The following is a 14,434-nucleotide window of genomic DNA, read 5'->3' as shown; positions in this document are numbered from 1 at the left end:
CATGGCACGCAGGAATTCCCGGTACGGCACCGGTGACATCGCGATCGTCGGGATGAGCGGCCGGTTCCCCGGCGCCGAGGACGTCGACGAGTTCTGGGCCAACGTGCGCGACGGCGTCGAGTCGATCTCGTTCTTCACGCCCGACCAGCTCGCCGCGGCCGGCACCGATCCGGCCGTGCTGCGCAACCCGGACTTCGTCGCCGCCGGCAGCGTGCTGACCGGGATCGACCTGTTCGACGCGGACTTCTTCGGCTACAGCCCGCGCGAGGCCGAGAGCCTCGACCCGCAGCAGCGGCTCTTCCTGGAGACGTGCTGGCACGCGCTGGAGAACGCCGGGTACGACTCGGAGACCTACCCGGGCCTGGTCGGGGTCTACGCCGGCTGCGCCATGAGCACCTATCTCTACCTGCTGCAGAGCAACCCGGAGTTCATGGCCCTGCTCGGCTACCTGCAGGTGCACATCGGCAACGACAAGGACTACCTGACCACGCACGTGTCGTACAAGCTCGACCTGCGCGGGCCGAGCTTCAACATCCAGACCGCCTGTTCGACGTCGCTGCTGGCGGTGGCGGTCGCCGCGGACCACCTGGTCACCGGCCAGTGCGACATGGCGCTGGCCGGCGGGGTGTGCGTGCGGATCCCGCAGGAGGCCGGCTACTACTTCGAGCCGGGCGGCATCTACTCGCCGGACGGGCACTGCCGGGTCTTCGACGAGCGGGCCGAGGGCGTGGTGTTCGGCAGCGGGGTCGGCGCCGTCGTGCTGAAACGCCTCGACGACGCGGTGGCCGACGGCGACTCGATCCTGGCGGTGGTCCGGGGCTGGGCGGTCAACAACGACGGCGCCGACAAGATCAGCTACACCGCGCCGGGGCTGGCCGGCCAGGTGGACGTGATCACCCGGGCGCATCGGCGGGCCCGGGTCCGGCCGGGGACGATCAGCTACATCGAGGCGCACGGCACCGGTACGCCGGTCGGCGATCCGATCGAGATCCAGGCGCTCAGCGACGCGTTCCGGACCGGCACGTCCAAGCGCAACTTCTGCGCGGTCGGCAGCGTCAAGACCAACGTCGGGCACCTGGACCCGGCGGCCGGCGTGGCCAGCCTGATCAAGACCGTGCTGGCCCTGCGGCACCGCCAGCTGCCGCCGAGCCTGAACTGCGACACCCCGAACCCGAAGATCGACTTCGCGGGCAGCCCGTTCTACGTCAACACCGAGCTGGCGGACTGGCCGCGCAACGGCACCCCGCGGCGCGCCGGGGTCAGCGGCTTCGGCATCGGCGGCACCAACGTGCACCTGGTCGTCGAGGAGGCGCCCGCACCGGCGAGCCGGCCCGACCCGCACGAGCACCACCTGCTGGTGCTCTCGGCGCGCAGCGACGCCGCGCTCGACGCGTCGATCGAGAACCTGTCGGCGCACCTGACCCGGGACCTCGGCCAGTCCGCCGCGGAGATCGCCTACACCTCCCAGGTGGGCCGGCGCGCGTTCCGGTACCGCTGCGCGGTCGTCGGCCAGGACGTCCCGGACCTGGCCGGCGCGCTGGCCGCGGACGACCGGCGGCGGGTGCTGCGGGCCGCCAACGTGGCCGGCCGGCCCTCGGTCGCCTTCCTGTTCCCGGGCCAGGGCTCGCAGTACGCCACCATGACGGCCGGCCTGTACGAGAGCGAGCCGGTCTTCCGCGAGCAGCTCGACCACTGCGCGGCGGTGCTGTCCGCGCCGCTCGGGCGGGACCTGCGCGACCTGCTCTACCCCGCGGCCGGAGCCGATCCGGACGGGCTGCTCACCCGGACCCGCTTCGCCCAGCCCGCGCTGTTCGCCGTCGAGTACGCCCTGGCCCGACTCTGGACGCACTGGGGAGTGCGGCCGGACGCGATGCTCGGCCACAGCATCGGCGAGTACGTCGCCGCCTGCCTGGCCGGCGTGTTCGACCTCGACGACGCGCTCGCCCTGGTCGCCGAGCGGGGACGGCTGATGCAGCAACTGCCGGCCGGCGCGATGCTGGCGGTCGCCCGGCCGCCGGACGAGGTGCTGCCGCTGCTCGACGGGCGACTCGACCTGGCCGCCCGCAACGAGCCGTCGTCCTGCGTCGTCTCCGGCGACAGCGCGCTGATCGGCGAGCTGCAGGACCGGCTGGACGCCGCCGGCATCGCGAGCAGCCGGCTGCACACCTCGCACGCGTTCCACTCCCGGATGATGGAGCCGATCCTGGCGCCGTTCACCGCGGCCGTCGCCCGGATCGGGCCCGAGCGGCCGCGGATCCCGTACCTGTCGAACGTCACCGGCGACTGGATCACCGACGCCGAGGCCACCTCCCCCGAATACTGGGCCCGGCACCTGCGCCGGCCGGTCCGCTTCGCCGACGGCCTGGGCCGGCTGCTGAGCGAGCCCGGCCGCCTGCTGCTGGAGGTCGGCCCGGGCCAGAGCCTGAGCACCTTCGCCCGCCGGCACCCGGACCACACGGCCCAGCAGCCGGTCGTCACCTCGGTCCGGCATCCGCAGGAGCCGCGCGCCGACCGGGCGGTCCTGCTGGAGTCGGTGGCCCGGGTCTGGCTGGCCGGGGTCCCGGTGGACTGGTCCGCCCTGCACGGCGACGAGCACCCCCGGCGGGTCCCGCTGCCGGGCTATCCGTTCGAGCGGCAGCGGTACTGGCCGGAGGCCGCCGACGGGGACGCCCCCGCGGCCCCGGAGATCCTCAAGGAGCCGGACGTCACCGACTGGTTCTACGTCCCGTCCTGGGAGTACTCGCTGACCCCGGAGCCGGCCGCGGTGCCCGGCCTGCTGCTGTTCGACGACGGCTCGGCGGTCGGCCGGGCGGTCGTCGAGCGGCAACGGCGCGACGACGCGCCGTGCGTCGTGGTCCGGGCGGGCGAGCGCTTCGCCGCCGTCGCGCCGGACACCTACGAGATCCGCCCGGACCACCCCGAGGACTACGTCGCGCTGCTCGACGCGCTCACCGAGCCGGTCGCGCGCATCCTGCACCTGTGGAGCCTCGGGCCACCGGCCGGGTTCGACGCCGACCAGCAGCACGGCTTCTACAGCCTGCTCTACCTCGCCCAGGCCCTGGGCCGCCGGCCCGCGCACGACCCGGTGCAGATCGTGGCCGGCACCAACGACCTGCACCCGGTCACCGGCGAGGAGCGGGTCGAGCCGGGCCGGGCGCCCCTGATCGGCGTCTGCCTGACCGTCCCGCAGGAGCATCCGCACCTGCGGCTGCGCAGCGTCGACGTGGAGATCGGGCCGGACGACCGGGCCGGCGCGGCGGCGGCCGGTCAGCTGATCGCCGAGTTCGGCGACCCCGAGGTGCATCCGACGGTGGCCTACCGGATGGGGCAGCGCTGGCTGCAGACCTACGAGCCGATGCCGCTGGACGAGCCGGACGGCGCCGGCCCGCTGCGCGAGTCCGGGGTGTACCTGATCACCGGCGGGCTCGGCGCCATCGGCCTGAGCCTGGCCGAGCACCTCGCCGAGACGGTGCACGCCCGGCTGGTGCTGGTCGGCCGCTCGCCGTTCCCCGAGCCGGACGACTGGGACTCCTGGCTGGCGGCGCACGCGCCGGACGACCCGGTCAGCGTCCGGATCGCCCGGCTGCGCGCGATGCTGGCCAACGGCGCCGAGGTGCTGGTCCGCAGCGCCGACGTGGCCGACCCGGCCCGGCTGCGCGCGGTGGTCGACGAGGCCCGCACCCGGTTCGGCGGGCTGGACGGCGTGATCCACGGCGCCGGCAACGTCACCGCCGACGGGTTCTTCGACCTCGACGAGGCCGGCCCGGAGCGCTGCGAGCGGCAGTTCGGGCCGAAGGTCCGCGGGCTGGTCGCGCTCGCCGAGGCGATCGAGGGCACCGACCCGGCGTTCGTGGTGCTGCTCTCGTCGATCTCCTCGGTGCTGGGCGGGCTCGGCTACGTGGCGTACGCCGCGGCGAACCTGTTCCTGGACTCCTTCGCCTACCAGCGCGGCCGCTCCGCCGGGGTGCCCTGGGTCAGCATCGCCTGGGACACCTGGGAGACCGACCCGGCGGTCGGCCTGCCGGACGACCCGACCCGGCTGAGCATGAGCCCGGCCGAGGGCGTGGACGCGTTCCGGCGCGTCCTCACCTCGGCCCTGCTGCCCCAGGTGGTGGTCTCGACCGGCGACCTGCCCGCCCGGGTCGACCAGTGGGTCAACCTGCGCTCGGTGCGCGACGCCGCGGACCGCCGCGACCGCCGGTCCGCCCGGTTGCACTCGCGGCCCGACCTGTCGACCTCGTACCTGGCGCCGCGCACCGACGTGGAGAAGGCGATCGCCGAGATCTGGCAGGAGACCCTCGGCGTCGCCCAGATCGGCATCCTCGACCACTTCTTCACCGACCTCGGCGGCAGCTCGCTGATCGCCACCCAGGTCGTCGCGCAGGTGCGCGACCGGTTCCAGGTCACCCTGCCGCTGCGCCGGTTCTTCGAGGGGCCGACGGTGGCCGAGATCGCCGGGATCGTCGACGCCGCCCGCGGGGGCACGCCGTGACGCCCGGCGACCCGGCGGACCCGGTGTTCATCCTGGCCGCGCCGCGCTCGTTCTCGTCGGTGGCCTGCGCGATGCTCGGCCAGCACCCGCAGACCTACGGCCTGCCGGAGACCCACCTGTTCATCGCCGACACGCTGGCCGGCTGGTGGTCGCGCGGGTCCGGGGAGAGCTACCAGATGCAGCACGGGCTGTTCCGCGCGGTCGCCGAGATCTTCTTCCACGAGCAGACCGAGCGCTCGGTCGCGCTGGCCACCGGCTGGTTGCGGCGGCGCGCCGGGCACACCGCCGGGATGGTTCTGGAGGAGCTGGCCTGGGCGGTGCACCCGCGCGCGCTGGTGGAGAAGAGCCCGAGCACCGCCTACTCGATCGAGTCGATGCGCCGGGCGGACCAGCTGTTCCCCGGCGCCCGTTTCATCCACCTGGTGCGCCATCCGCGGACGTACGGTCAATCGGTTCTGCGTTATCGCGAAGCGCTGGGCCGGCGGGTCTACCGGCCGCGGGAACGCGCCGAGCAGGTCGGCGCCGTGCCGCAGTGGATCGTCGACCTGGCCACGGTCCCGGCCGGCGACGGCGACGGCGGGCGGACCGACCCGCAGCACGGCTGGTACACCCTCAACCGCAACGTGGTGACGTTCCTGGCGTCGGTGCCGGCCCAGCGGTGGGTCGTGGTGCACGGCGAGGACCTGCTGCGGCAGCCGGAGTCGACGACCCGCCGGCTGGCCGAGTGGCTGGGGCTGCGGGCCGACGAGCACGCCGTCGCGTCGATGCTGCATCCCGAGCGGTCGCCGTTCGCCCGCTTCGGTCCGAGCGGCGCCCGGCTGGGCAACGACATCTTCTTCCTGGAACGGCCCGCGCTGCGACCGTCCCGGGCCACGCCGGCCGGCCTGGACGGCGCGCTGGACTGGCTGCCCGACGGCGGCGGATTCGCGCCCGAGGTGCGGGACCTGGCCCGGCACCTCGGCTACGCCTAGACGAACGGAGTGAGACGGGATGTACCCGCTTTCCCAGCGCCCGCGTCCCGGCCGCGTCCCGGCCGGCGGGCCACCGGTGCGGCCGCGGACCGACGCCGTGCTCATCCTGCGGCACTGGCACGAACTGCCGCCGCCGGTGATCATCCTGGCGCCGCCGCGCTCGTTCACCTCGGTGGTCTGCGCGATGCTCGGCCAGCACCCGCAGATGTACGGCTTCCCGGAGACGCACCTGTTCAGCGAGGACACCCTGGACCGGTGGCTGATCCGCGCCGACCGGGCCACCTACCCGATGGGGCACGGCCTGGTCCGGGCGGTCGCGCAGCTCTATTTCGGCGGTCAGGACGCGCACACCGTGGCCCTGGCGCAGCGCTGGCTGCGGGCCCGCCGCGGGGTCACCACCGAGTTCATCTTCAAGGCGCTCGCCGATCGGGTCTTCCCGGCGATGCCGGTCGACAAGAGTCCGAGCACGGTCAACAACACCAAAACCCTGCTCGGCGTACGACGTAAGCTCCCGGCCGCGAAATTTCTGCACCTGTTGCGTCATCCCCGCGGCCACGGCGAGTCCGTGATGCGGTTCATGGCCGAGCGGGAGAAGCACGGCCCGATCCCGGCGCGGCACTGGCTGATGGAGATCTCCCGGCCCGACGGGGACGACGCGCCGCTCGACCCGCAGCGCGGCTGGTACGCCCGCAACACGATGATCCGCGACTTCCTCGCCGAGGTGCCCGCCGCGGACCGGCTGGCGGTGCGCGGCGAGGACCTGCTGGCCGCGCCGGACCGGGTCCTGCCGGAGATCGCCGGGTGGCTGGGCCTGCGGACCGACGCGCGCGCGATCGACGCGATGAAGCACCCGGAGCGCTCCCCGTTCGCGTTCCTCGGCCCGCCCGGCGCCCGCTACGGCAACGACGCGTTCTTCCTGCAGGCGCCCGCCCTGCGCGCCGCCCGGGCGCGCGGGCACCGGCTGGACGGCCCGCTGCGGTGGCGCCCGGACGGCCAGGGCTTCACCCCCGACGTGACCGCGCTCGCCCGCGAGTTCGGCTACACCTGAGCGAGGACCGATGCCACCGCCCGCCCCCGCGCGCACCCCGGCCCGCCTGATCCGGGTCAACGACCGCGTGCACAGCGCCGTCGGCTACGCGATCAGCAACGTCCTGTACGTGGACACCGGCGAGAGCGTCGTGGTGATCGACACCACCGAGAGCATGGCCTCGGCGGCCGCCTCCTACCAGGAGTTCGGCAAGGTGTGCGCGCTGCCGGTGCGGCACATCGTCTACACCCACTTCCACGGCGACCACACCCGCGGCGCCAAGGTGTTCCACACGCCGCAGACGCAGGTCATCGCGCACCGCCGGATGCCCGAGCAGCGCGCCGCCGTGCAGCGGATCAACGGGCACCGCCGGCGCGTCACCCGCAGCCAGTTCGGCCTGGCGCTGGCCCCCGAGCAGCGTGGCGTCACCCTGGCCGAGGAGCGGGCCAGCGGCTACGTGCCACCGGACGTGCTCGTCGACGACGAGCTGATCATCACGGCCGGCGACCTGACCTTCGAGCTGCGCCACACCGAGGGCGAGACCGTCGACCACCTGATGATCTGGGTGCCGGAGCTGGCCACGCTGTTCCCCGGCGACCTGTTCTACGGCAGCTTCCCGATGCTGAGCAATCCGCTCAAGCCGGACCGGCCGATCCTCGCCTGGGCCCGGTCGCTGGACCGGATGCGCGAGCTGCGGCCGGAGCACCTGGTTCCCTCGCACGGCGCGCCGATCACCGGGGCCGAGCAGATCGACACCGTGCTGGGCAACTACGCCCGGGCGATCCGGCACGTGCACGACCGCACGGTCGAGCTGCTCGACCGCGGCCTGCCGCTGGAGGAGATCCGGGAGCGGGTCACGCTGCCCGCCGACCTGGCGGAGCTGCCGTACCTGCGGCAGCGCTACGGCACCGTGCCCTGGTCGGTGACCGGCGTGTTCCGGCAGTACACCGGCTGGTGCCACTTCGACCCGGCCGAGCTCTACCCGGGCCCGCGCGCCGAGCGGTGCCGGGCGCTGGTCGAGGTGGCCGGCGGCCCGGGGCCGCTGCTCGAGCGGGCCGCGCGGGCGCTCGACGAGCAGCGCGACCAGCTGGCGCTGGAGCTGCTCGACGTGGTCCTGGCGGCCCGGCCCGGTCATCGCCGCGGCCTGGCCCTGCGGGTCGCGGCGCTGCGCCGGCTGGCCGAGGCGGCCGAGAACGGCGTCGCCCGCAACATCTACGCCACCGCCGCCCAGGCCGCGGCGACGCGGCTCGCCGCGGACGGCCGCCCGGAGTACTCCGGCATCTGGCTGCGCCCCGAGCACGTCGCCGGGGAACACCGGCACGGGCCCGACCCGGACGCCGGGTGGCTGCGCCGGCGGGCCGCGGCGACGGTGGCCGGCTGGCACGGCGACGCGGACGGGGACGGGCGCACCTGCGGATTCTGGGCGCCCGGCACCCGGACCCGGGAGCAGGCCGACGCCCGGCTGGTCGACACCCTGCTCACCTTCCTGCCGGACCCCGACCGGCCGGGCAGCGTCCTGGAGGTCGGCCATCACCTGCCCGATCACCCCGGGTTCGAGGTCCGCCGGATCGCGGCGCCGCCCGACGGCCCGGACCTGCCGGACCTCGCCGATCAGCGGTTCGACGCCGTCGTCTGCGTGGAGTCGGTGTTCCGGTTCCCGTCACGCGCGGCGTTCCTGGGCGACGCCTACCGCCTGCTCCGCCCGGGCGGCCGGCTGGTGCTCTCCGACGTGCTGCCGGCGACGCCGCGGCCGGTGGACCCGCGCGACTACCGGGACCTCTACCTGCGGGCCGGGTTCGACCGGGTGGAGATCGTCGACGCGACCGAGCGGACCAGCGCGGCCACCCACCGGCACACCCTGCGCCGGCTCCGGCGGGCCAGGCGGCGCGGCGGGATCACCCCGGCCGCGTTCCGGCGCCGCCGGGCGCGGGCGCTCGCGGCGGCCCGCGACGCCGGGTACTACCTGCTGGTCTGCGCGACGAGGGAGGCCGGCGATGGCTGAGCCGCTGTTCGTCCTGGCCCCGCCGTGCACGTTCTCCTGGGCGGTCTGCGCGATGCTCGGGCAGCACCCCGACCTGTACGCGCTGCCCGAGCTGCACCTGTTCACCACCGAGACGCTCGCCGAGTGGCTGGCGGTCTGCGAGCGGCAGAGCTTCGAGATGGATCACGGGCTGGTCCGCGCGGTCGCCGAGCTGTACTACGGCGGGCAGGACGAGCCCGAGGTGGCCCGGGCGCGCGGCTGGCTGCGGCGCCGGGCCCACCTGACCACGGGACTGCTGTTCGAGCTGCTCGCCGGGCGGGTCGCGCCGCGCATCGCGGTCGAGAAGAGCCCGAGTCTGGTGGCGCACCCCGATCCGATGCGGCGGGCGCTGCGGATGTTTCCGGGGGCGCGGTTCCTGCACCTGGTCAGCCATCCACGTACGTACGGCGACATGGTGCTCGAAGCGCTGGCGGTCAGCCCGGGTGACCAACCGCTGCCGCCCTCGGACTGGCTCGTGCGGCTGGCCGAGCACCGGCCGAGCGAGGACGCGGACGCGACCGTCGATCCCCAGTTCAGCTGGCTGTCGCTGCACGCCGGCATCCTCGCCTTCCTCGCCGAGGTGCCGAAGGAGCAGCAGCGGACCGTCGCCGGCGAGCAGCTGCTGACCGACCTGGACGCCGTCGGTGGTGAGCTGGCGGCGTGGCTCGGGGTGCGCGCGGACGCGGCGGCGCTGGCCGGGATGCGGCATCCCGAGAAGTCCCCGTACGCGCCGCTGGGCCCGCCCTCGGCGCCGTTCGGCAGCGACGCGTTCCTGCACCCCGGCCCCATGATCCCGGAGTCCTGGTCGGCGCCGCGCACCCTGGACGGACCGCTGAGCTGGCGCGCCGACGGCGGCGGCTTCAACCCGGAGGTGACCACCCTGGCCCACGAATTCGGGTACCGATGAACGGGAGGCGCGAATGACTCGTGATGAGGACGCGACGAGGCGCTATCGGGTCGTGATCAATCAGGAGGAGCAGTATTCGGTCTGGCCGGCCGACCGGGACCTGCCGCCCGGCTGGACCGGCGAGGGCCGCGAGGGCACCCGGCAGGAGTGCCTCGACCACATCGGCCGGGTGTGGACCGACATGCGGCCGCTGAGCCTGCGAAGGAGGATGGGGTGACCACGATGGAGGCCGCGCGGGCGGCCAAGCAGCGCTACTCGGGCCAGCTGCTCAGCGAGCCCGGGGTCGCGGGGGTGGGCGTCGAGCGGCGCTCCGGCGACTGGGTGGTGGTGGTGCACGCCGATCCGGCCGCCCAGGACACCGTCCGGGTGCCCCGGCAGCTGGACGGGGTGCCGGTCGTCCTGGTCTGGGACGGGCCGTTCCAGGCGCTGCGGTGACGGCGGAGCCGGTGCGCGAGGGCGGCGAGATCCGGCCGCCGCTGCTGATCCTGGCTCCGTCCCGCTCGTTCACCACGGTCGTCTGCGCGATGCTCGGCCAGCACCCGCGGCTGTACGGCCTGCCGGAGGTGAACCTGCTCTGCGACCGCACGATGGCCGAGCGGGCCGCGCGGATGGCCAAGGCCGCGCACCCGATGGACGGCGGCCTGCTCCGGGCCGTCGGCCAGCTCTGGTTCGGCGGCCAGACCGCGGCGACCGTGCGCCGGGCCCGCACGTGGCTCGACGCCCGCGCCGACCTGACCACCGCGGCCGTCTTCCGGGAGCTGGCCCAGCGGCTCGACCCGCGCACCGTGGTGGAGAAGAGCCCGAGCACCGTGCTGCGGCCGCGCAACCTGCGGCGGGCGCACCGCGAGTTCCCGCAGGCCCGGTTCCTGCACCTGGTCCGGCACCCGCGCGGCCACGGCGAGTCGGTGCTCCGGGCGGCCGAGGGCCGGCGGCGCAGCGGGCCGGTCCGGCCGGACCACTGGCTGGCCCGGCTCGCGGCGCACCCGTCGGACCGGGTGCCCGGCGACGGCGTGCCCGGCCCGCACAACGCCTGGTACCTGGGGAACGCCACGATCGTGGAGTTCCTGCGGTCGGTGCCGGCCGACGCCCAGCTGCGGATCCGCGGCGAGGCCCTGCTGGCCGAGCCGGACACCGTCCTGCCCCGGATCGCGGACTGGCTGGGGCTGCCGGCCGACGCCGCGGCGATCGAGGCGATGAAACACCCGGAGACTTCGCCGTACGCCTTCGTCGGGCCCCCCGGAGCGCGGTTCGGCGGCGATGTGGCCTTCCTCCGCGAACCCGCGCTCCGGTCCGCTCCGGCGCCGGAGCACCGCCTCGACGGCCCGTTGAGCTGGGCGCCCGGCGGCCAGGAGTTCCCGGCCGCGGTCAAGGCGATGGCGGCGGAGTTCGGTTACACGTGACCGGTCACGGGTCGAGCTCGACGTTGAGCGCCTGCAGCACCTCGTCGATGTGGTTGCCCAGGGTCAGGGCGCCGGAACCGCCGAACAGCAGCCCGACGGCGAGCTTGGTCTGCCGCTCCACGATCAGCGAGCCGGAGTCGCCCGAGTCGCTGAACGGCTTGTTGTTCAGCCCCTCGACGGTGATCTGGTCGGTGAACATGATCGTGCCCAGGGTCGGGTAGTTCACCTTCACGTCGAACGCGATGCCGGTGACCCGGCCGGTGGTGTACCCGGTGGTGCGGCCGAACTTCTCCACCACCATGTCGATGGCGGCCGCCTTGGTGCCGAGCGGCATCCCGATCTTCAGGATCGCCGGGCGGGTGATGTTCGGATCGGTGACCACGGCGATCGCGCAGTCCACCGTGTTGGGCTGGTTCGGGCGCAGCGGGATGAAGTGGGACAGCTGCGCGATCTCGTCGGCCGGCGACACCCCGCCGTCGAGCAGGCCGGGCTGGAAGATCGGCGTGCCGACCGGCAGCGCGTTCTCGCCGGCGATGACGTGGTTGTTGCTCAGCACGTAGAAGTCGGTCTGGTCCATGACCATCGCGCCGAACGTGCCGGCGTTCACGGTCTGCCCGGTCGGGTCCTCGAAGCCGATCGAGCACCCCGGGCGGGCCGGGCGCAGCCGCTTGCGCGGGTTCGGCGCGGCCGCCGGGGCCAGGGCCGGCGCGGCGGCCGCGCGGAACGCGACCAGCAGCCCGACCTCCTCGACGTCGACGGGCAGGCCGTCGATCGTGGTCGGCAGCACCTCGCGGGCCATCAGCTCGGCGCGCGGCGCCTTGCGGCGTACCAGAATCTTGACGGCGAGGTCTCCGGTCGGCCGGCCGCCGACCACCTGCTCGCCGATGCCCACGCCCTGCACGTTCGCCCGCGGCGCGAGCCGCGGTGCCCGTGGGACGCGTGCGCGTAACACCAGAAAGCGCGCCGCCAGCGCGTCCTTCGCGGCGCGGAAGTCGTCCATGCCACGGGAGTGGCGTCTCAGTCCCGGCATCTCGAAAATCCCAGCACTCGGAGAGCCCGCACGGGGCTCTGACTCGTCGTCGTGACGCTGGAGGCGGGGCGGCCGGCCCGGGCGGGCCTCTTACCCGGACGGGGCCGGCTGCTCGTCGCCGAAGGTGGAGAGCCCGTCGCGTTCGCGGTCGGGGGAACCCGCGACCTCGTACGCCAGCCGGGCCAGGCTCAGCGCCTCCGCGAGGACCTCGGGGGACGTGAGCCGCAGGGTCAGGCCGTACGGCGCGTCGGTGTTGACCCGCCGCCGGGCCGCGTGGCGCACCAGGTGCGCCGGCATGTCACTGGGGAGGCGCAGCTGCATGTTCACCGTCGGCAGCCGGATGTAGACGAACGCGCCGACGCTGGAGCCCCGGCGGTGCAGCCGGATGGCGTTGGCCCGGCCGTCCGGGCTGCGGCGCGACGCGCCGACCCGGGCCTCCACGTCGGGCCAGCGCAGCGCGGTGGCGAGGAACTCGCTGAGCCGCCGGCGAACGTCGTCCGCCGGCGGCCTCAGCTCGAGAACCGCGGTGACGGCGGTGGGCAGGACGACCTCGGGCGCCCCGGCGGGCGGCGGATCCGGCGGCACCTCGGCGCACGCGGCGCCGGCTCCCGCCCTCGCCGGCGATCCGAGCAGCTCACGCAGCTGCGGAAGCGCCGCGATCTCCTCGGGAGACCCGTCGATGTCGACAATGCGGAGATGCATCACCACGCCCTGAGGAACTCACTCAGCAGAACCGGGTTCTCACATTGGAAGGCGCCTCCGGCGCCGGATCGGCGCACGGCGGCGACGGGCCGGCAGCCCCAGGCCGGCGCCGCGACGGCGGCGACGGACCTGTGCACCGGCGGCGGCCCCACCACGCACGGTGCGGCGAAGCACCTGTGCCAGCCCGGGGACCGCCCTGATCTCGCGCGGGGCACCGGAGATCTCAACAATGCGAATACGCACGGCACCCACTCCTTTCGCGACTGACGTTATAGGATTTCGCCACTCTACGACTATCACCACTATGGGTCAACCATCATTGTGCGATCGCCGTGAACACCTTGTGATCACCTATCCGGAAATAAGATCACGACGCGAAGATCCCCATTCCGAAAGGCCTGACAATTGATTGTCAGCGGCGGGACGCGCCACCGCGGGCGGCCAGTTCGAGCCAGTGCCGGGCCTGGTCCGGATCGGAGTCGGCGAGCATCACGCCGAGCTGGTAGGCGGCGCCCACGTGCCCGCCGTCGGCGGCCTGCTCGAGCCAGTGCCGGGCCTGGTCGGGCTCGGTGTCGACGAGCATCAGGCCGAGCTGGAAGGCGGCGACCCCCTGCCCGGACCGCGCGGCCCGTTCCAGCCACTCCCGGGCCGCCTCCGGCTCGTACGCCGCGAGCAGGATGCCCAGCTGGTAGGCGGCCGCCGGGTGCCCGCCCTCGGCCGCCTGCTCGAGCCAGCGGCGGGCCTGGTCGGGCTCGGCGTCGGCGAGCATGATGCCGAGCTGGTAGGCGGCGGCGGTCTGCCCGCCGGCCGCCGCGCTCTCCAACTGCTGCGGGGCCACGTATTCGTCCACGACACACTCCGATCTGGCCTGCGAAGCTTACTAAGGTAATCGGCGGAAGCACCGCCGATGGGGGCCGAAACAACCGGGACGAGGAGGCGACCATGAATGATCGTCGGCTTTCACGGCGTGCCAATAATGGCGAACCGGACTTCGATCTTCTGATTATCCTGGCGCCGCCGCGATCATTCACCACGGTCGTCTCGGCCATGCTCGGGCAACATCCGCAACTGTACGGCCTGCCCGAGACGCACTTCTTCACCTGCGACTCGATCGACGAGTGGACGACGACGTACCGCGGCACCGACCGGATGGACGGCGCGCTGCGTGCCGTCGCCCAGCTGGTCTTCGGCGGGCAGACCCAGCCGACCGTGCGGCTGGCCCGGCGCTGGCTGCAGGCCCGGTCGTTCCTGACCACCGCCGAGGTGCTGCGCCTGCTGGCCCGGCGGGCCGCCCCGCGGGTCCTGGTCGAGAAGACCCCGACCGCGTCCCGGCAGATCCAGGCGGTGCGCCGGATGCGCCGCGAGTTCCCCCGGGCCCGGTTCCTGCACCTGGTCCGGCACCCGCACGACCAGGTCCGCTCGCGGCTGCAACGCCGGCTCGACGGACAGCGCGACGACGGGCCGGCCAGTCTCGCCGAGGCCGCCGACCGGCTGGGCGAGGACCCGGCCCAGCTCTGGTACGCGACGCACCAGGCCATCCTGCGGTTCTTCGAGGAGGTGCCGGCCGGCCAGCGGCTCCGGGTCCGCGGCGAGGAGCTGCTCGCCGAGCCGGCCGCCGGGCTGGGCGAGATCGCGGCCTGGCTCGGCCTGCGCGGCGACGACGAGGCGATCGACGCGATGCGGCACCCGGAGCGCTCGCCGTTCGCCGGGCAGGGGCCGCCGAACGCGCCGCGCGGCGGGGACGAGAAGTTCTTCCACGACCCGGTGCTGCGCGAGCGCGGGCCAGGGACGCCACCGCTGGACGCGCCGCTCCCCTGGCGGCCCGAGGCCCGGTTGCCCGAGCGTGTCCGCGGCCTGGCCCGGACCTTCGGGTACCGCTGAGGCG

12 protein-coding genes are annotated in these 14,434 nt (G+C 74.2%); 9 read left to right on the top strand and 3 right to left on the bottom strand.

Annotation, left to right across the window (positions count from 1 at the left end):
* The first annotated feature begins 1 nt into the window (after window position 1).
* The 8 genes from L3i22_RS23585 to L3i22_RS23550 are packed head-to-tail and all read left to right on the top strand — an operon-like array spanning window position 2 to window position 10,817.
* On the top strand, window positions 2-4,492 hold the full coding sequence (locus L3i22_RS23585) for an SDR family NAD(P)-dependent oxidoreductase (protein ID WP_221329118.1): 4,491 nt from the start codon (window positions 2-4) through the stop codon (window positions 4,490-4,492).
* Complete coding sequence (locus L3i22_RS23580) at window positions 4,489-5,463, top strand: sulfotransferase (protein WP_221329117.1); 975 nt, start codon at window positions 4,489-4,491, stop codon at window positions 5,461-5,463. The genes L3i22_RS23585 and L3i22_RS23580 overlap by 4 nt, the downstream gene beginning before the upstream one ends.
* A gap of 19 nt (window positions 5,464-5,482) precedes the next feature.
* Window positions 5,483-6,511 (top strand): sulfotransferase, encoded by a 1,029-nt coding sequence (locus tag L3i22_RS23575; RefSeq protein WP_221329116.1) that lies wholly within the window; start codon window positions 5,483-5,485, stop codon window positions 6,509-6,511.
* A 10-nt stretch (window positions 6,512-6,521) separates the two neighbouring features.
* Entirely contained in the window at window positions 6,522-8,492 is a 1,971-nt protein-coding gene (locus tag L3i22_RS23570; RefSeq protein ID WP_221329115.1) for an alkyl sulfatase dimerization domain-containing protein, read from the top strand.
* Window positions 8,485-9,417, top strand: coding sequence for a sulfotransferase (locus L3i22_RS23565; RefSeq protein WP_221329114.1), 933 nt, complete (start codon window positions 8,485-8,487; stop codon window positions 9,415-9,417). Before L3i22_RS23570 ends, L3i22_RS23565 begins: the two co-directional genes overlap by 8 nt.
* A 13-nt stretch (window positions 9,418-9,430) precedes the next feature.
* Window positions 9,431-9,634, top strand: coding sequence for an MbtH family protein (locus tag L3i22_RS23560; RefSeq protein WP_221329113.1), 204 nt, complete (start codon window positions 9,431-9,433; stop codon window positions 9,632-9,634).
* Window positions 9,631-9,852 (top strand): hypothetical protein, encoded by a 222-nt coding sequence (locus L3i22_RS23555; RefSeq protein ID WP_221329112.1) that lies wholly within the window; start codon window positions 9,631-9,633, stop codon window positions 9,850-9,852. Before L3i22_RS23560 ends, L3i22_RS23555 begins: the two co-directional genes overlap by 4 nt.
* Window positions 9,849-10,817: a sulfotransferase gene (locus L3i22_RS23550; protein WP_221329111.1), complete on the top strand. Its 969-nt coding sequence runs from the start codon at window positions 9,849-9,851 to the stop codon at window positions 10,815-10,817. Before L3i22_RS23555 ends, L3i22_RS23550 begins: the two co-directional genes overlap by 4 nt.
* 4 nt (window positions 10,818-10,821) lie before the next feature.
* On the opposite strand, the gene L3i22_RS23545 is transcribed toward L3i22_RS23550, so the two are convergent.
* The 3 genes from L3i22_RS23545 to L3i22_RS23535 all read right to left on the bottom strand — a co-directional run bounded on the left by L3i22_RS23545 (window position 10,822) and on the right by L3i22_RS23535 (window position 13,399).
* Entirely contained in the window at window positions 10,822-11,817 is a 996-nt protein-coding gene (locus L3i22_RS23545) for a S1 family peptidase (RefSeq protein WP_221329110.1), read from the bottom strand.
* Between the two features lie 120 nt (window positions 11,818-11,937).
* On the bottom strand, window positions 11,938-12,549 hold the full coding sequence (locus tag L3i22_RS23540) for a hypothetical protein (protein WP_221329109.1): 612 nt from the start codon (window positions 12,547-12,549) through the stop codon (window positions 11,938-11,940).
* A 412-nt stretch (window positions 12,550-12,961) separates the two neighbouring features.
* A complete protein-coding gene (locus tag L3i22_RS23535; RefSeq protein WP_221329108.1) occupies window positions 12,962-13,399 on the bottom strand; it encodes a tetratricopeptide repeat protein in 438 nt (145 codons plus the stop codon).
* A 92-nt stretch (window positions 13,400-13,491) separates the two neighbouring features.
* On the opposite strand from L3i22_RS23535, the gene L3i22_RS23530 reads away from it, so the two are divergent.
* Window positions 13,492-14,430 (top strand): sulfotransferase, encoded by a 939-nt coding sequence (locus tag L3i22_RS23530; RefSeq protein WP_221329107.1) that lies wholly within the window; start codon window positions 13,492-13,494, stop codon window positions 14,428-14,430.
* Window positions 14,431-14,434 lie beyond the last annotated feature (4 nt).

Origin of the sequence: Actinoplanes sp. L3-i22, from assembly GCF_019704555.1 — a bacterium.
Taxonomy (GTDB): Bacteria; Actinomycetota; Actinomycetes; order Mycobacteriales; family Micromonosporaceae; genus Actinoplanes.
This window is presented reverse-complemented; position numbering and strand designations above follow the sequence as displayed.